Below are 17,576 nucleotides of genomic sequence, written 5' to 3' on the forward strand. Positions count from 1 at the left end.
GGTGCCGGGGCGTTAGAGCGATCCTCCGAGCTTCTTGCACGATCCTGCAAAAAATTTCGGTGGGCTATTTGCGGAAACTGGCCCGGCTTTCTAGATAATGCAAACAGACACGCTGCTTCCTTCCCTAAAGGGTTTCCCAGATGACCATGCCGTTCAATCTCTATCAGGAGATCGCCTCCATCGCCGCACGGCATGCCACCCGCGATGGCGAGGTCCAGACGGCAATCGAAACCCTCGGCATCAGCCGCCGGTCCACACCCAGCGCGCCGTGCCACGGCAGCTATCGTCCCTGTTTGGCAATGGTGATCCAGGGGTCGAAAAGTGTGCAGCTGGGAACGGATACGATCAATTACGGGGCCGGCGACTATCTTTTGACCTCGCTCGACCTGCCGGTTGCCTGGCGTGTGGTGGAAGCGAGCGAGGAAGTACCGCATTTTTGCATCGGGCTTGCGATCGACAGCGAAAAGCTGCTCGACCTTATGAGCCGCATGCCGATCGAGCGGCCTCAGGAGCCGGTAAGCGGCCAGCGCGGCATCGTGGTGAACGCCGCCACACCGGAGCTGCTTGATGCGGCCATCCGGCTGATGCGCCTGCTTGACCGCCCGGCGGACATTGCGGCCATGGCGCCGCTGATCGAGCAGGAAATCCTCTATCGAATCCTGACGGGACCAGCGGGTGGGCAGCTGATGAACATCGTCGCTGCCGGAAGCCATGGCAATCGGATCGCCCGCGCCATCGCCTGGCTGCGCGAGAATTTCGCGCGCCAGTTGCGTATCGAGGAACTTGCGGAGCATATCGGCATGAGCGTGTCGTCTTTCCATCACCATTTCAAGACGATCACGGCCATGACGCCCATTCAGTACCAGAAGCAGCTGCGGCTGCATGAGGCGCGCCGGCTGATGCTGCTGGAGCGCCTGGATGCAGGCACGGCCGGCCATCGTGTCGGTTACCAGAGCCCTTCGCAGTTCAGCCGGGAATACAGCCGCTTTTACGGGATGTCGCCCTCACGCGACGTCGACGCCTCGCGTGAGATAAGCGCGGCCGGATAAAGCGGCATTATGGTGCGGCGCATCCTGCTGCCGCATCGCGTCAATTCGTACATCACTGCGAAGAAAGCGCTTGACGGGCAAGCTGCCTCCGCTTAAATGGCGCTCGAACCGTACCGTACGGTACATTAATCGAGCCTCTGGAGTGGAAATAAGTGGCCTCCGACCCGATCACAGCGCAGGAATTTTCGCCGCGCCAGAACGCCGTTCTGGATCAGGCATTGCGTCTTCTGGTCGAGGGTGGCGAGAAAGCGCTGACGACCTCTGGTCTTGCGCGTGCGGCCAACTGTTCCAAGGAAAGCCTCTACAAATGGTTTGGCGACCGGGACGGCCTGCTGGCTGCGATGATCACTTTCCAGCAGAGCAAGGTTCGCACCTTCGAGAAGGCGGGCGACCGCGTGTCTGCGCCGCAGCTTGCCGATCATCTCGAGGTTTTCGCACATGATCTGCTTGATGTGCTGGCGGGCGATGTGTCGCTGGCGCTCAACCGTCTGGCGATAGGGCAGGCGAGCCGTGATGGTTCGAAGCTTGGCGATCTTCTTCTGGAACGTGGCCGTCGCCAGATCGACCGCCGCGCCCGCGGGTTGATCGAGGCGGGTCGCCGTTCGGGTTACCTGCGTTTCGATGACGCCGAAGAGGCGTATCGCAGTTTTTACGGCCTCATCGTTTCGGATCTGCATGTGCGCATGCTGCTGGGCGAGGCGCCTGACAAGGATTTTTCCGCCCGGGCAAAGAAGGCGGTGGTCGCCTTTCTAACACTCTACGGCACGGAAAAGGTACATTCGGAACTGGGCGGCAAGGTCGCCTGAGGTTCCGGTTCACACAGAGACAAGCATTAGGGAAGGACCATAAAATGCGCGTTTATTATGATCGTGATGCGGATCTCAATCTCATCAAGTCCAAGAATGTCGTCATCGTCGGCTACGGTTCCCAGGGCCGCGCCCATGCGCTGAACCTCAAGGATTCCGGCGCCAAGAACGTCGTCATTGCTCTGAAGGCCGGTTCGCCGACCGTCAAGAAGGCGGAAGCCGACGGCTTCAAGGTCATGACCGTTGCCGAAGCCGCCAAGTGGGGCGACCTTTTGATGATGGCGACGCCTGACGAATTGCAGGCCGACATCTACAAGGCCGACATTGCTGGCAACATCCGTGACGGTGCGGCGATTGCTTTCGCACACGGCCTCAACGTTCACTTCGGCCTCATCGAGCCGAAGGCTTCGCTCGACGTCGTCATGATCGCACCAAAGGGCCCCGGCCACACGGTTCGCGGCGAATACCAGAAGGGCGGCGGCGTGCCCTGCCTCGTTGCCGTTCACCAGAACGCTTCCGGCAACGCACTTGAACTCGCTCTCTCCTACGCCTGCGGCGTTGGCGGTGGCCGTTCTGGCATCATCGAAACCAACTTCAAGGAAGAGTGCGAAACCGACCTCTTCGGCGAACAGGTCGTTCTGTGCGGCGGTCTCGTAGAACTCATCCGCGCCGGTTTCGAAACCCTGGTCGAAGCCGGTTACGCACCGGAGATGGCCTATTTCGAGTGCCTGCACGAAGTGAAGCTGATCGTTGATCTGATCTATGAAGGCGGCATCGCCAACATGAACTACTCGATCTCCAACACGGCCGAGTGGGGCGAATACGTCACCGGTCCTCGCATCATCACCGCTGACACCAAGGCTGAAATGAAGCGCGTTCTTCACGACATCCAGACCGGCAAGTTCACCACTGAGTGGATGCAGGAATGGAAGGCCGGCGGCGCACGCTTCAAGGGCATCCGTCGCAACAACGACGCCCACCAGATCGAAGAAGTCGGCGCAAAGCTGCGCGGCATGATGCCCTGGATCGGCAAGAACAAGCTGGTTGACAAGGCCGTCAACTAAGCTTCATTGCTTGACAGAATATTGGAAGGCCGGGGCGAGAGCTCCGGCCTTTCTGCATTGCGCCTGGCTAGGATCACACGATGGCGTCGGCTTCCTCGATAATGACCGATACGGGAAAGTGATCGGAGAAACCACCGAGATTGACGTTTTTGACTGCATCGCCTTTCGACAGGCCGAAGCGGATCGGCCCCTCATTCTTGCTGTGGCTGACCATGGCGGCAATGGCTTCAATTTTCGCGGTTTCCTCGCGCACCGCGAAGCCGCTGCTCCCGGTTAGAAGCGATCTTGAGACGAGGATCTGGTCGAAGATATTGGCGTCGCCGTTGAAATAGAGCGTGCCATAGATCGTTCTTGCCGTACCGACTGAATCTACTACCTGCTGGCGCAGGTAGTTCCAGGTGAGATTGTAGAACATTGCCGATTGCGAGCTTTCGACATCGTCGCGCTCGCGGGTGGAATTGGCGTGATAGCGCAGCGATGCATCGGAAGGGTCGTCGTTGAAATCGCCGAAGGCGACGACGGCGATGTCGTTTCCTTTTTCTTCCCTGATCCGCTGGTGCCAGTAGCCAAGCGTCTCACCGGCGGTCATGCGAAAACCGGCGCTTTCCACCGCGCCGCCGGAGCGCGACGGCCAGTGATTGGAAAGGGCGATAAGCTGGCGTCCGCCCTTGGTGATGAAGGTGCATTGGGTAATGTCGCGGGTACCGGTGCGGCGCATCACGAAATGGCTGAAAATCTCGGTTTCGTTGATCAGTAGCTTCTTGCTGTCATAGATGAAGGCCGTATCGATGCCGCGCTGGTCCTTGCTGGAATCTGCATGCACCACACGGTAGGCGCGCTCAGGCATGAGGTCGTTCAGATGTTCCGCAAGCGTCTCCAGAACGAAACGGTTCTCGACTTCGCACACGCCGAGCAGATCCGGCCCGGCGCCGCCGATCTGCCTTATGATCAAACCGAGTTGCCTGAGCTTGGTCTTGAACAGATCTTCGGTCCAGCCTTTGAGATCGTTCTTCAGCCGCTCGGCAATCCAAGGTTCGCGCGCTGGATAACCCTCCGGCGCAAACAGGTTTTCGACATTCCAGAACGCCAGGACATATTGGGTCATGATACCTCACACCTCCGGTTGGTTTTACAAAACCTAGTGGAAGTTTTTGCCACAACAACTTGAAATTGTCATGACGGGTTTAGCACACGACCCAGTCTGCCGTTCGATCTTATTTGCCCGGCGGGATGACGCCCTTCGTCAGCAGGAAGCAGCCGTAAAAACGGGTCTCGCCTGTTGTGATGACGCAATATGCTTTTTTAGCCTGTTCATAGAAGGCGAAGCGTTCGATACCATACATGGGGGCGGATTTTCCCTCCGCCGCGTCTATTTCCTTCTGCACTTCGACCTGTACGGGTTCCAGCTGGTCCGGCGCGCCCATCACTTCCATGCGTCCGACCGAAGGCTGCAGCGGCGTGTCGAGTGGCAACACCGAGAGGATCGCCTGCATGGCGCGGGCGGCGGAGATGTTGTCCATGCGCAGCACCTTGCCGACCGTTGTCTGGCGAGCCACCGAATCGGAAGGGAAGTTGGTGTCGGAAATCACCAGCGTATCGCCGTGACCCATGGCGCGTAGCGCGTGAAGGACATCGGCATTCAGCGCCGGGTCGATATTTTTCAGCATGTCGTCAAACTCCCATGATGCTTTCGCCGTGTCGCGGCGCGTGGCCGCAATCCAGCCGGAAAACCTTGCCGCGTCAATCGCAAACGGAAGATTGTGAAGCTTTGCGCAAGGGTGTATTTGGCTTTGTCCGCCAAAGGCGGGCCCAAATGCGGGTAACGTGCAGGGAGGCAGAAATAATTCGAAAAACTGATAAGTCAGTATTGCTGACGTATCGACATTTCTGTAAAGATGCACGCATAAAAACGACACAAGAGGAAACGTACCCATGCTTGATTGGGAACAAATTTTCGCCACGCGCTCGTCGCGCATGAAAGCGTCTGAAATCCGCGAGCTGCTGAAGCTGCTCGAGCAGCCCGATATCATCTCCTTTGCCGGCGGTATTCCGGACCCGGCTCTTTTCCCCGCAGAGGAGTTCCAGCAGGCTTATGCGGAAATTTTTTCGGGTTCGCAGGTCAACTCGGCGCTGCAATATTCGGTGAGCGAAGGTTACAAGCCGCTGCGCGAATGGCTGGCGGGCGAAATGGCCGAGATCGGCATTGAATGCACTGCCGACAACGTCTTCATCGTTTCCGGTTCGCAGCAGGGTCTCGACTACCTCGGCAAGCTGTTCCTGTCGCCGAAGGATACCGCGCTGGTAACCTGGCCGACCTATCTCGGCGCACTTTCCGCCTTCAACGCCTATGAGCCGAATTACGACCAGCTCAATCCCGGCGGTAACCGCACGCCCGAAGCTTACCGCGAAACCGCGGCAAAGCTCGGCGGCGCGGTGAAGTTCGCTTATCTCTCTGCCGATTTCTCCAATCCGACCGGGGAAACCGTTGATCTTGCCGGCCGTGAAAAGGTTCTGGCGCTGGCTGACGAGCTGGATATCGCCGTCATCGAAGACGCCGCCTATCAGTCGCTGCGTTACGACGGCGAGGCGGTTCCGCCGATCATGGCGCTGGACATTGCCCGCTCGGGCGGCATCGAGAACACCCGCACCATCTATTGCGGCAGCTTCTCCAAGACGCTCGCACCCGGCCTTCGCGTCGGTTACATCGTTGCGTCCGCGCCAGTTATCCGCAAGCTGGTGCTGATGAAGCAGGCCGCAGACCTGCATTCCTCGACGATCAACCAGATCGCCATTGAACGTGTCGCTTCGCGCGGCTTCGACAAACAGGTCGCCAAGATCAAGGCTGCCTACAGCGCCCGCCGCGATGCGATGCTGGCTGCGCTCGACAGATACATGCCGAAGGGCACGCGCTGGACCAAGCCGGAAGGCGGCATGTTCATCTGGGTCACCCTGCCGGAAGGCATGGATGGTGCCGCACTGCTGGCAAAATCCATCGCAACGGAGAAGGTCGCCTTCGTTCCGGGTCGCGCCTTCTTTGCGGATGGCTCGGGCACGAACACGCTGCGCATCAGCTTCTCCTGCGCCAACGAGGCGATGATCGAGGAAGGCATGAAGCGGCTTGGCCGGTTGATCGCGACGGCGCAGGCGGAGACGACCGAAGTGGTTCCGGCGATTTGAGGGTTGCGAGGTTTTCGGCAGCGACAGGGGGTGCGGCTTACCCCCCCCCCTCTGTCCTGCCGGACATCTCCCCCACAGGTGGGGAGATCGACCCGTGGTGAGGTTTCGCCCATCTCAACGTTCGAAAATTAAGTGACGAAAGAGCGTCTTGCCGATCCCCCTCCTTGTGGGGGAGATGCCCGGCAGGGCAGAGGGGGGGTAAGCCCCGGTCTCCACCTTGGCTACCGAGATCACACCCCTAAAATCCTGCCTGTCACATACATGTTATGCAATCATGTTTTAGCGGTCCCACGAAACAACAGGGACTGGACCTATGAAAACGCTGCTTTCCGCTTTTACCGCCATCGTATCGCTCGGCTTCATCGCCACCGCTGCCAATGCTGCCGACCTGGTGCTTTATACCAGCCAGCCGAACGAGGACGCGCAGGCGACCGTTGATGGTTTCAAGGCCGCCAATCCCGGTATCGAAGTCGAATGGGTGCGTGACGGAACGCCGAAGATCATGGCCAAGCTGATGGCTGAGATCAGCGCCGGCAATCCGGTTGCCGACGTGCTCTTGATCGCCGACACCGTCACACTCGAGCGTATGAAGCAGGCTGGCCAGCTTATGGCCCACAAGTCGCCGGAAGCGAAGAACATCGACGCCTCGCTCTACGATGCGGACGGCTATTATTATTCCACCAAGCTCATCACCACCGGCATCATGTATAACACTGCCGCTGCGATGAAGCCGACGAGCTGGAAGGATCTTGCCAAGGCGGAAGCCAAGGGTCTGGTGACCATGCCGAGCCCGCTGACCTCTGGTGCAGCGCTGATCCACGCGCAGACGCTGGCCGCTGCCAACGGCCTCGGCTGGGACTATTACAAGCAGCTGAAGGCCAATGAAGCCATTTCCGGTGGCGGTAACGGCGCGGTGCTGAAGTCGGTTGCATCAGGTGAGAAGGCTTACGGCGTTGTCGTCGACTACATGCCTATCCGCGAAAAGGCCAAGGGCGCCCCGGTGGAGTTCGTTTTCCCGGAAGAGGGCGTTTCGGCCGTGACCGAACCGGTCGCGATCCTCAAGGGTACCAAGCATGAGGAAGCCGCTAAGAAGTTCGTCGACTACGTGCTTTCGGAAAAAGGCCAGCAGGGCTTCGTCAAGCTCGGCTACATCCCCGCGCGCGCTGACGCTGGCATGCCGGAAGGTTTCCCCGCCCGCGACAAGCTCAAGGTCCTGCCGCTCAACGCCGCGGACGCGCTGAAGAACTCAGAGCAGGATCTGAAGACCTTCTCCGATATTTTCGGCTCCAAGGGCTGATATAGCGGCATGTCCCGATCAAGTGCCTATGGAAACAGCCAGCCGCGCTGGCTGTTTCCTTTTGTGGTGAGCGTCGTTTTTGCGCTCAGCGCCCTGCCGCTCGGGCGGCTCGCCTATACCGGCATTGTTTCGTCACTCAACGGTGACATATGGCGATTGCTGGCTGATCCCGCCCTTTGGGATGCGGCGCTGAACACGCTGTCCACCTCTTTTTTCGGCATGCTGATTTCACTCATGATCGGCGGGGGCTTCGCGCTGGCGCTGACGCTCTGCGACATACGCGGCAAGTCGATCTTAAGCTTCCTCTTCATGCTGCCGATGATGATCCCGCCGCAGGTGACGGCGCTGTCGTGGATCGGCATGACCGGCCCGTCGAGCACGCTTTTAAAGGCCATCGGCCTTGCGCCGCCCATGGGCTCGCCGCAGCCGCTCTATTCCATTGCCGGTATCGCGCTTTTGCTCGGCGTGCAGCATGCGCCGCTTGTCTATCTGTCGCTGCGCGCTGGTTTGCTGGCCTTGCCGCAGGATGGCATCGAGGCGGCCAAGCTTTCGGGTGCCTCGCCTCGCCGCGTGCTGTTCGATATCATCCTGCCGCTTTCGACGCCGGGATTGATCGCCGGGGCGGCGATCTCGTTTGTGTCCAATGTCGGCAATTTCGGTATTCCGGCGATCCTCGGTATTCCGGCCTCGATCTTCACCCTGCCGACGCTGATCTACAGCCGCTTCGCCAGTTTTGGTGCGAGCACCTTCGGCGATATCGCCATTCTCTCGACCATGATCGCCATCATCTCCGTGGCCGGTCTTGCGCTGCAAGAGCGGGCAATGAAGGGCAGGGACTATCGCATCATCGGTCTTTCCGGCAAGGCCGCGACTTTCAAGCTGTCGCGCTGGCGTGTAGTTGCTGAGCTTGTCCTTTGGCTCGTGCTGTTCTTCATGCTGGTCGCACCACTTGCTGCGCTGGTGGCAAGCTCGCTTGCCCCCGCCTATGGCGTGCCGCTCAGTCTCAAGACCGCTACGATGCACGCCTATGAGGAGCTGCTCTACCGGCAGAGCGTGACCCGCACAGCCTTCCGCAACTCGCTGTTTCTGGCGACGGTCACATCCCTTTCCCTGCTTGCGGTGACGGTGTTGACCGCCTATTTCCTGGTGCGCGGCAAAAGCCGCTTCATGTTCCTGCTGTCGGCGCTGGTGGATATTCCCTATGCGCTGCCGGGTGTGGTGATTTCCGTATCCTTCGTCCTCTTGTTCGCGGCCCCCATCCCGCTGCTCGGCATCACGCTTTACGGCACGATCTGGATCATTCTGCTCGCCTATTTTTCCTCCTTTTTCGCCGTCAGCCTCAAACCGATGGTCAGCGCCTTCCTGCAATTCGATCCGTCGCTGGAAGAGGCGGCAAGGCTTTCGGGCGCCGGTTTCTGGCGGCGGTTGAAGGACATCATCCTGCCGCTGGTCGGGCCTGCGGCTGGCGCTTCCGTCATCCTCGTTTTCCTGATCGCCTGCAATGAGCTGACGGTTTCGGCGCTCCTTTGGTCCGCCGGCACGCAGACGCTCGGTGTGCTCATCTATAACCTCGATGACAGCGGCAGCTTCGATCTTGCCTCAGCACTTTCGGTGCTTGTCGTCATCATGGTGATTTTCCTCATGCTGCTGCTCGAAATTCTGGGGCGCTATCTGCCGAAAGGAGTGGTCCCTTGGCGAAATTGATCCTCAATCGTCTGACGAAAAGCTTTGGAGCCGGTTCGAAACCCGCCGTTGACGACCTCTCGCTCACGGTGCGTGAGGGAGGTTTCCTCGCGTTGCTCGGGCCTTCCGGCTGCGGCAAGACGACAGTGCTGCGCATGATCGCCGGTTTCGAGCAACCGACTGATGGCTCCATCCTGCTCGGCGAGCGGGTGCTGGCCGATGCAGGCAGCATGGTGCCGCCGGAGCGGCGCAACATGGCGATGGTGTTCCAGTCCTATGCGCTCTGGCCGCACATGTCGGTTGCCGACAATGCCGGTTATCCCCTGAAAGTGCGCGGCATTTCCGGCGATAAATATCGCGAGAAGGTGGCCCAAGCGCTGGCGGCCGTACGCCTTGAAGGCTTTGCGGACCGCCGTCCCGCCGAGCTTTCCGGTGGCCAGCGGCAGCGCGTGGCGCTGGCTCGCTGCCTCGTCACCGAACCCGATGTGGTGCTGCTCGACGAGCCGCTCGCCAATCTCGACCGGCATTTGCGGCAGGAGATGGAGGAGACCTTTCGCGAGTTCCACATCCGCTCCGGCGCGACGATGATCTATGTCACCCACGATCAGGCGGAAGCCATGGCGCTGGCAACCGATGTCGCCGTCATGTCTCAGGGCAAGCTGCTTCAGGTCGCGCCGCCCGCCGAGCTTTATGCACGACCCGAGGGGCGTCTTGTCGGCTCGCTGGTGGGGCAGGGCGCCATTCTCTCCGTGCCGGTGCCGGAAGGTTCTTCGCGGGATATTGACTGGGACGCGCTCCGCACAGCGATGGATAACGGTGGGCAATTACCACGGGCGGATATTCTCGTGCGGCCGCAGGACGTGGTGCGGGATGCGGATGGAATCACCTGCACCGTGACCTCGGTTCTCTACGAGGGCGAGCGTTATGCCTTGCGTCTCGACCTGCCGGACGGGCAGGCGCTTCGGGCTTATTCTCGAGAATCGGTTGCGGTCGGTGACCGGTTGCCGGTTGCGATTCGTGCGGCGTGGCGTCTTTAGCATTTGCTTGCACCCTCATCCCTGTGACGGGCACAGGAATGAGGGTGGGGAATATCCCGGCACATAAAATCCGACATCGTGAATAGGGAAATCTGATCGACGCGACAGGCCACTGGCGAGACCGAACGGGAGCGGCTAAGCTCCCATTCCAGCAACAGGAATGAAACATGTCGCTTCGGCTCGCCACCTTCAATATCGAAAATCTTCTCACCCGTTTCGACTTTACCGGTTTTCGCAACCAGACGCGGCGCGACAGGGCGATCCAGCTTTTCGATATCAGGGACGAGGCAACCTATCAGGCGCTGGAAAGTGCGCGGGCAGTCTCTTCCACAGACGATACGCGGCAACTTTCGGCGCTGGCCATTGCGGATGCGGATGCCGATATTCTCTGCCTGCAGGAAGTCGACAACATGGCGGCCCTGCAGGCTTTCGAATATGGCTATCTCTACCGCATGGTCGGCAACGGCTATCTGCAGAAATATCTGGTCGAGGGCAATGACAGCCGCGGCATCGATGTCGCGGTCGTCATGCGCGAGCAGACCCGAGACGGCGACAAGATCGAGGTCATCGACATCAAGAGCCACGCCGCGCTAACCTACCGCAATCTCGATCTCTTCAATCCCGCACTTGCCGCGACCAACCAGATAGACGACAAGATTTTCAAACGCGATTGTCTGGAAATCGATCTGAGGGTCGGCGGCAAACCGCTGACGCTTTACGTCACGCATTTCAAATCCATGACCAATGCCCGTGACGCCATAGATGCCCGGCTCGCGACCATGCCGATTCGCGAGGCGGAAGCCATGGCCGTTCGCCGCATCATCGAAAACCGCTGGGGCGCAAACAATACCCGCAACAAGAATTTTGCCATCTGCGGCGACATGAATGATTATCAGGAACGCATTTCGATTTCCGGCGACCGGCGCAGCGGCTACAGCTTTACGCCGGTGGAAGAGGAGCGGAGCGCGCTCGATATCTTCACGGCGGATGATTTTGTGACCAATCCGATGTCGCGCCGTGACGTCATGGATCGCTGGACGCTCTATCATTCGCGCGGGCCACAGGAACAGCATCTCTGCCAGCTCGATTATATCTGGCTTTCCCCACATCTTGCGCACATCAATGCGACAAGGGTTCCCGAAATCATCCGCGCTGGCCAGCCTTACAGGACGGTCTTTCCGCCGGGGCAGGAGGTGGATCGTTATCCGCGCACCGGCTGGGACCGCCCCAAGGCTTCCGACCATTGCCCTGTCGTTATGACGCTCGATCTGATCTGATCTGCCGCTCCGGGCCGCCTAGCCGTTGGCAACCTTGGGGAAGTAGGTCGCCCATACCCGGTTGCGGCCCGCACGCTTGGCCTCATAAAGCCGGTCGTCGGCAATTGCGATCAGCTCGTCCCAGCTGTTGATCGCCCGTGCCTCCTGCCAGACCACGCCGAAACTTGCCGTCAGTGACAGCCCGCTTTGTTCATCAATGATCTGGGCTTCAATCAGCCGGCGCAGGCGGTCGGCGGTGGCGGTCGCCGTCGCGTGGCTGACATCCTGCAACACGACCACGAATTCCTCGCCGCCATAGCGCGCCAGAATATCGTTTTTACGGAGGGCGCCTCTTAAAAGAGTCGCTGTCTTCTGTAGCGCGAGGTCGCCCATGGCATGGCCATAACGGTCGTTGATGGATTTGAAGTGGTCGATGTCGACAATCATCACGCCAAGCGCCTGCAACTGCTCCTCGCCGCTCAATATGGCACGAACGGTCTTTTCCAGCGCACGGCGATTGGACACACCGGTCAAGGCATCTGTTTCTGAAAGCGTGCGTAATTGTTCGGCCAGCGCAGACTGCTGCTTTTCCATTTCTTCCTTCTGGCGAAGCTGCTCGCGCAGGAAATCCAGTTCCTCGAACATTTTCTTCACTTCCGGAGCAGCCTTGTCCTGATACAGGGCTCCTGAAAGATCGCCAGCGGCGATTGCGGCGATCTGCGTCTGGACGGATTGCATGGGGCGGAACAGTGCCGTTCTGTAAACCGATGCAAGCCGCAGCAATACCAGAACCGCGATGAGAGCGAGGAGGAGAGACGTTCCACCATAGATCAAAGCCTGTTCCTTGTTTCTTTCTATCCTTGCCCGTGTTTCGGCGAGAATAAGGTCGCGCAACGTGCTCGAGGACCGCATGCCCTTGATGTAGTTTTCGGAGAATTCGCGAATGCTTGGCTGCGCGGACGGCACCACCATCGCAATCGTATTCTGCGCATAGGGAAGTGCCTGGCCGAAATAGAAGATTTCAATATCGCGAAACGCTGCATCGACGCGTGGTGTGGACAGGTAAGCGGCGGTGTAGTTCGTCAGCGACGATTTCAGCAGTGTGAGGCTCTGTATTTCCGTGTCGAATTTGGCGCGGAGGCTCAGCTTGTCCTGCCTGTTCGCCCGCAGGCTCATGACCACGTAGGAACCAAGGCGACCGATCCGGTCCCGCATCACTCCGGCCGTGCCGGTCATGGCGATGTCGATCGCTACATTGGGCGTTACCTTGATGATCGCGCGAGCGGTCTTGCCACGCAGCATGTTGACGCTGTCTGCCGCCTTGAACATCGCAAAAATCGCGTTGGACATCACCGTGTAGCTGCGTGCGGATTCCGGAAGTGCAGCAACCTGATCGACCGCTTCTCGGGATTGCGCCAGTTTTCGGCGGGTATCGACCAGCGATTTTGCCAATTCTGGCTGCGCCCTGATTTCCGCGGCAAAAGAGTTTTCGAGTTCCACCAGCTTTTCGTCCGTTGCCTTGCGCGCTGCGGCAAGCTCCTGGACCAGTTTTGCATCGGGGGAAGACGCGCCCATCAAATTATTGGCGGGACCACGCTCGGCCGATACCAGCCATGCGGACTGGAGGGCCGTTTCGAAGCGGCTGAGTTGCTGCGCATTGGTCCGGTAGCGTAAGTAACTGGAAACGCTCGGCAGGGCGGCAAGGGTTGCCAACAAGATGGAACTTACCGCTATGACGATCGTACCGGTTAGTTGGATTTTCTGTATGCTTGCGCGCATGCGATGCGTTATTCCCGGTGGGATGGTTATGAATTATCGCCATTTTAGCTACATCGCGTAAATACTTCGCTTATTTTGCAGGCCTTTTGCCGCGACCTGGTGATTGAAACCCACAGGTACGGTGTGGAAAAGAGGTCTCCCAACGGCGCCCAATCAATTTTTGCTTTACACGAAGTGAGAATCTGATAGTTGGCAAGGCACTGGATTGCCCTTGTAGCTCAGTTGGTAGAGCACCTGATTTGTAATCAGGGGGTCACGAGTTCGAACCTTGTCGGGGGCACCAGTATTTTCAATGGCTTGGCCATTTCCCCTCTATTATTCCTGCATTCGCACAACGCCTATGGCTTGATGTGATATAGCTTGTGCACGATTGCCCAGTTGCCGTCGCGCTCCAGCAAGGACAGGTATTCGCTAAAATCCATGCCGTCGAAACTCGTCGTCAGCTTCACGGACGCGCTGTCGCCTTCCTTGTCGATGCCGAGGATTTCGAAGACGGGGTCGTGATCGGGCAGGCCGCGTTCGCTTTTCCGTATCTGCTCGGCGAAGTCCTCCAGTGAAAGCCATTCCGTTTCACCCTGAAACGTCCCGACGATGCTGGCGCGCGGATCGAAAACATCACGCATCAGGCCTTCATCCGCATAGGCCATGGCGTGCACATAATCCGTCACTGTCTGGGTAATGGTTTGCGGCATCGGATCGTCCCTCCCTTCAGATCCAAAAGCCAAGCTTACACCCGTTGAAGCCGTTCCACCATAAGCACCGTAAAACCTGCGGGTTGCACGGTTTTCCGCATGGGTAGGCAGCTTGGCCCGGCGTGTTTTGCCATGACTTTCCACAATTTTGTCCCGCCCGTGATTATAGTCGCCATGGGTCCGACAAATTTGAGGATCAAGGGCTTTTGCGCCGGCGCGGGGGTGCCGCGCGGGCGGAATTCGCTTATGATCTGTGCGCGAGCCGCACGGGGGTGGCGTATGGCATGCGGTAACAGTTTGCGTTTGAAGGTGTTTTAGTGATCGATCCCTATGTTTTGCTTGGCGTGGAGCGTGATGCCGACGAGGCGGCGATCAAGTCCGCTTACCGGAAGGTGGCGAAAGCCGCCCATCCCGACAGCGGGGGTGATACCGACCAATTCGCACGCCTGCAAACCGCTTACGAGCTTTTGAAGGATCCGGTGCGCCGCAAGGTGTTCGACGATACCGGTTACGATCCGCAGCTTGCCGATGCCAAGGACCTCAAAGGCCTGCTGATGCTGGAAACTCTGGTCAACGAATTCATTCTGGACGAGCGCGAGCCCGGCAGCTTCGACCCAGTGGCCGCCATGCGCCGCAAGCTGACCGACGATATCCTGAAAAGCCGCTTTCACATTCTGGAACTGGAGCGTCACCGCACGCGGGTGCGCAAACATATGGACCGGCTGGGCAGAAAGCCGGAGACCGATGTGTTGAGTTCCATGTTGCGTGCGCGCAGCCAGTCCATCGCCGAAGCCATCCGCAATGCGGAAGCGCAGATAGAGGCGATCGAGCAGGCCTATACGATGCTGGAAGGCTATTCCTACGAGCTGGAGAGCATATCGCTCTCCGAACCGCTGCTGAAAGGCGAGGCGGCGGAATAGCCGTTTCCCCCTGGAGTTCTCAGGGACCGTTGACGAGCGCCAGAATGAGCTGATGCACGCGGCCGCCGGGGGAAAGCTCGTCCCGGTCGAAATCGCGTCCGCGCTGGCGCTGCTCGTTGGATAGCTCACCAAGCCGCTGTTGCAGGACAACGCGCACTTTCTGGCATTTCGGATCGTTTTCCGCTCTCAGACCGGTGCTGAATGCCTCGATCTTCTGCACCATGTCGAGAATGTGCTCGCCATGAACGCGCTCATGGGTTTCCACACCGGAAATGAAGGTTTTCCAGCTGGCGGCGACCGCGGGCGGCAATCTGGCCGGCGCTTTCGGCCAGGTATAGATGATTGTGAGATTGGGCTTGGCGGTGGCCAGTACGCAGGCACCGTCCGGTTGCGGACGATAATCGCGCCGCCATGTCAGCTTGAAGGTGGTGTGGGCGATGGCCTGCACACCGGCGGTCGGGCCGCGCTCGCCTATGGACTGGTAAAGCGCTCCGCCCGTATCACCGCTGATCGCATAGGTTTTTATCTGCTCGGCTGGTTTCCAGCCGGCTGACTGTGCTGACAGCGGAAGGGTGCTCAGCAATATCGTCACAGCGCTTATGGTGAGGGAAGAGAGAGTTTTGGTGGGCACGCATCGATCCTTGGTGTCTTGCGCGCCGAAGATAGGCGAGAGCCGGGCTGCTAGGCAAGCGCCGTGAGAGAGGGATTGTCGGATACTGCGCCGAAATTCCACACACGAAAAACCCCCGCGACGGATCGCGGGGGTCAAGCTTGCGACTGCAGGGGAATCAGTCGTCCAGCTTGTCGTAGTCGAGCTTTGGTGCGTTCTGCAGCGCTTCCTTGGTGGTATCGACATAGGCCTTCCAGGTGCCGTTGTCGTTGTGGACTGCAACCGAGGCCGGGTCGAGCACCACATAGCTCTTGTCGATGCCGAGGAAACCGCCGACGCTGGCAACGAGGCCGATCACCGATTTGCCATCGCCGATGACGACATCCTCGATTTCGCCGATGTTTTCGTTCTGGGCGTTATAGATATCCAGACCGTCGAGCTGGGAGGCGGTGAGGTCGGTTTTCTGGACATTGACGAACTTCAGCGGGCCGTTAGCCTTGGTGCCCATGGTGATGCCGGGACCGGACAAAGTCGCATCGGCGCCAACAGCAGGCGCAGTCGCAGCCGTCTGGGCAAAAGCCACGGAAGAGGAGAGGGCTGCTGCGGCAGCGAGAGCGATGACGTTGATTTTCATGATGTTTCTTCCCTTTGTATGCTGAACGTTTGGTTCGGGGAAGAAACGGTGAAGGCCGGATTTGGTTCCGCGTGGGAGCGCAGGAAATTTTGGTTTATGCTGGTAGCGGGAGCACTGGCACGCCAAATCGGGAGGACGTTATGGCAAAAAACACTGACAGCAAGGAAGCGGAGGAGAATGCACCGTCGGTTCTCATCGATCGAAAGATCGCGGAGCTTGGCGACTGGCGTGGCGAGACGCTTGCTCGCATCCGGACGCTGATCAGGAAGGCCGATCCGGATGTGACGGAGGAGGTTAAATGGCGCGGCGTGCCCGTCTGGGAACATGCCGGTATCATCTGCACGGGCGAAACCTACAAGACAGCCGTGAAGATGACGTTTGCGAAGGGCGCATCGCTTGAAGACCCGGCCGGCCTGTTCAATTCGAGCCTTGAGGGCAATACGCGGCGCGCCATCGACTTTCACGAGCGAGATGAGATCGACGAGGAGGCACTGGTGGCGCTGATCCGCGCGGCGGTGGCGTTAAATGTGGCGGGGAAGGCTGGAAAGAAACGCACGGGGAATAAGGCTGGGTAATCGAGTAGGCAGTCAATCTTTCGCAACGTCCGTTGCCTTGTCCCATTCCCCATCGATGAACTTCAGCGCGTCGATAATTGACACTTTCCACACCGACCAGACATGATCACCGTCGGTCACTCGTAATTCGGATTTGCGATTGTCGGCCTGAAGCGTTTCGTGCAGGGCGATCGCGCCGCGCCAGAGGAAGAAGCCGTCGTCGTCGCCAACTGTCAGATAGGTGGCGGGCAATTCTTGGCTTTCGGCGACGTGCTGTGCAACAAGGGTGAAGACGTTCTTCTCATTGAAAAGTCTGGCATCGAAGGGCGTGCCGAAGGCGCCGGAGAAGTGATCGCCGGTGGAGGGCAGCACGATGCCGCTGGTGACGGTGGTGCGGTCGACGCGGTGGAAGAAGGCGCTGTCCTGAATGAGCTTGAGTTCCGCGGGCGTTTTGTCGAGATCGGAGGCGGGCACGTTCTGCCAGATCGCGCCGGACAGGCTGGCGACTGCGCCATAGAGGTCTTCGTGGCCATAAGCCAGATGCAATGCGCCGAAACCGCCCATGGACAGCCCGGCGATGGCACGCCCTTCGCGATCTTTTCGCACCGGCAGCGTTTTTTCCAACTGATGGCGCAGATCGCCCGTCAGGGCCGTCTCGTAATCGCCGGGACCACCGACAGCGGCCGAATCCACGTACCAACTGTTTTTAACGCCTGGCATGACGACAACCAGCGGGCGGATGGCGCCAGCCGCAATCAGCGTGTCCAGCGTCTTTTCGATATTGCCGAGGTCTCGCCAGCTGTTCTGGTCACCATCATGGCCGTGCAGGAGATAAAGCACCGGCCAGCCGTTTTCCGGCGGCGTGCCATCCGGTCGGTAGATGTTGACGGGCAGCGGTGCGTTCAGGGCGGCGCTGTGGAAGGTGGCGTCCTCAATCTGCCCGGCAAGGACTGGGCTTGAGAAAAAGACGAGGCATAAGGCCGCCAGATTTTTTCGATGCATGCGGTGTCTATCCAGA

At 59.2% G+C, this 17,576-nt stretch carries 17 protein-coding genes and 1 tRNA gene; 11 read left to right on the top strand and 7 right to left on the bottom strand.

Going from position 1 to position 17,576, the window contains the following annotated elements; all coding sequences use genetic code 11:
• Window positions 1-140: 140 nt before the first annotated feature.
• The 3 genes from ACQZ63_RS17025 to ilvC all read left to right on the top strand — a co-directional run bounded on the left by ACQZ63_RS17025 (window position 141) and on the right by ilvC (window position 2,919).
• On the top strand, window positions 141-1,049 hold the full coding sequence (locus ACQZ63_RS17025; protein WP_019565330.1) for an AraC family transcriptional regulator: 909 nt from the start codon (window positions 141-143) through the stop codon (window positions 1,047-1,049).
• A gap of 152 nt (window positions 1,050-1,201) precedes the next feature.
• Window positions 1,202-1,855 carry a TetR/AcrR family transcriptional regulator gene (locus ACQZ63_RS17030; protein WP_003513063.1) on the top strand — a complete coding sequence of 218 codons (654 nt, stop codon included), beginning with the start codon at window positions 1,202-1,204 and terminating at the stop codon, window positions 1,853-1,855.
• Window positions 1,856-1,899: 44 nt separating this feature from the next.
• On the top strand, window positions 1,900-2,919 hold the full coding sequence (gene ilvC, locus ACQZ63_RS17035) for a ketol-acid reductoisomerase (protein ID WP_003507583.1): 1,020 nt from the start codon (window positions 1,900-1,902) through the stop codon (window positions 2,917-2,919).
• Window positions 2,920-2,992: 73 nt separating this feature from the next.
• On the opposite strand, the gene ACQZ63_RS17040 is transcribed toward ilvC, so the two are convergent.
• Window positions 2,993-4,024: an endonuclease/exonuclease/phosphatase family protein gene (locus tag ACQZ63_RS17040; RefSeq protein ID WP_019565331.1), complete on the bottom strand. Its 1,032-nt coding sequence runs from the start codon at window positions 4,022-4,024 to the stop codon at window positions 2,993-2,995.
• A 109-nt stretch (window positions 4,025-4,133) separates the two neighbouring features.
• The gene (locus ACQZ63_RS17045) at window positions 4,134-4,586 is read right to left on the bottom strand and encodes an RbsD/FucU family protein (RefSeq protein ID WP_003513061.1); all 453 of its coding nucleotides are present in this window, start codon (window positions 4,584-4,586) and stop codon (window positions 4,134-4,136) included.
• Between the two features lie 265 nt (window positions 4,587-4,851).
• Between ACQZ63_RS17045 and ACQZ63_RS17050 the strand changes: the two genes are divergently transcribed.
• From ACQZ63_RS17050 to ACQZ63_RS17070, 5 genes are all read left to right on the top strand, one after another.
• Complete coding sequence (locus tag ACQZ63_RS17050) at window positions 4,852-6,096, top strand: aminotransferase-like domain-containing protein (protein WP_025593984.1); 1,245 nt, start codon at window positions 4,852-4,854, stop codon at window positions 6,094-6,096.
• A gap of 313 nt (window positions 6,097-6,409) precedes the next feature.
• The gene (locus tag ACQZ63_RS17055) at window positions 6,410-7,393 is read left to right on the top strand and encodes an ABC transporter substrate-binding protein (protein WP_013636459.1); all 984 of its coding nucleotides are present in this window, start codon (window positions 6,410-6,412) and stop codon (window positions 7,391-7,393) included.
• A gap of 9 nt (window positions 7,394-7,402) precedes the next feature.
• Window positions 7,403-9,097, top strand: a complete 1,695-nt coding sequence (locus tag ACQZ63_RS17060; RefSeq protein WP_113556364.1) for an ABC transporter permease — start codon at window positions 7,403-7,405, stop codon at window positions 9,095-9,097.
• Window positions 9,085-10,113, top strand: a complete 1,029-nt coding sequence (locus ACQZ63_RS17065) for an ABC transporter ATP-binding protein (RefSeq protein WP_113556363.1) — start codon at window positions 9,085-9,087, stop codon at window positions 10,111-10,113. Before ACQZ63_RS17060 ends, ACQZ63_RS17065 begins: the two co-directional genes overlap by 13 nt.
• Before the next feature lie 167 nt (window positions 10,114-10,280).
• Window positions 10,281-11,390, top strand: a complete 1,110-nt coding sequence (locus tag ACQZ63_RS17070) for an endonuclease/exonuclease/phosphatase family protein (RefSeq protein WP_013636456.1) — start codon at window positions 10,281-10,283, stop codon at window positions 11,388-11,390.
• 18 nt (window positions 11,391-11,408) lie between these two features.
• On the opposite strand, the gene ACQZ63_RS17075 is transcribed toward ACQZ63_RS17070, so the two are convergent.
• Window positions 11,409-13,148 carry a GGDEF domain-containing protein gene (locus ACQZ63_RS17075; RefSeq protein ID WP_013636455.1) on the bottom strand — a complete coding sequence of 580 codons (1,740 nt, stop codon included), beginning with the start codon at window positions 13,146-13,148 and terminating at the stop codon, window positions 11,409-11,411.
• Window positions 13,149-13,355: 207 nt separating this feature from the next.
• Here ACQZ63_RS17075 and ACQZ63_RS17080 point away from each other — a divergent pair.
• Window positions 13,356-13,431 (top strand) — tRNA-Thr (locus ACQZ63_RS17080).
• Between the two features lie 55 nt (window positions 13,432-13,486).
• Here the strand turns inward: ACQZ63_RS17080 and ACQZ63_RS17085 are convergent.
• Entirely contained in the window at window positions 13,487-13,840 is a 354-nt protein-coding gene (locus ACQZ63_RS17085; RefSeq protein ID WP_003513050.1) for a nuclear transport factor 2 family protein, read from the bottom strand.
• A 317-nt stretch (window positions 13,841-14,157) separates the two neighbouring features.
• Here ACQZ63_RS17085 and ACQZ63_RS17090 point away from each other — a divergent pair, with 317 nt between their 5' ends.
• Window positions 14,158-14,760, top strand: a complete 603-nt coding sequence (locus tag ACQZ63_RS17090) for a J domain-containing protein (protein ID WP_003513049.1) — start codon at window positions 14,158-14,160, stop codon at window positions 14,758-14,760.
• A gap of 19 nt (window positions 14,761-14,779) precedes the next feature.
• On the opposite strand, the gene ACQZ63_RS17095 is transcribed toward ACQZ63_RS17090, so the two are convergent.
• Window positions 14,780-15,391, bottom strand: a complete 612-nt coding sequence (locus tag ACQZ63_RS17095; protein ID WP_065702384.1) for a DUF922 domain-containing Zn-dependent protease — start codon at window positions 15,389-15,391, stop codon at window positions 14,780-14,782.
• A 157-nt stretch (window positions 15,392-15,548) separates the two neighbouring features.
• Window positions 15,549-16,004 carry a PRC-barrel domain-containing protein gene (locus ACQZ63_RS17100; RefSeq protein WP_003513045.1) on the bottom strand — a complete coding sequence of 152 codons (456 nt, stop codon included), beginning with the start codon at window positions 16,002-16,004 and terminating at the stop codon, window positions 15,549-15,551.
• A 140-nt stretch (window positions 16,005-16,144) separates the two neighbouring features.
• Between ACQZ63_RS17100 and ACQZ63_RS17105 the strand changes: the two genes are divergently transcribed.
• A complete protein-coding gene (locus tag ACQZ63_RS17105) occupies window positions 16,145-16,579 on the top strand; it encodes a DUF1801 domain-containing protein (RefSeq protein WP_065660774.1) in 435 nt (144 codons plus the stop codon).
• A 12-nt stretch (window positions 16,580-16,591) separates the two neighbouring features.
• Here ACQZ63_RS17105 and ACQZ63_RS17110 read toward each other — a convergent pair whose 3' ends face one another.
• A complete protein-coding gene (locus ACQZ63_RS17110; protein ID WP_113556362.1) occupies window positions 16,592-17,560 on the bottom strand; it encodes an alpha/beta hydrolase in 969 nt (322 codons plus the stop codon).
• Window positions 17,561-17,576 lie beyond the last annotated feature (16 nt).

Source organism: Agrobacterium sp. CG160-95 (assembly GCF_053521725.1).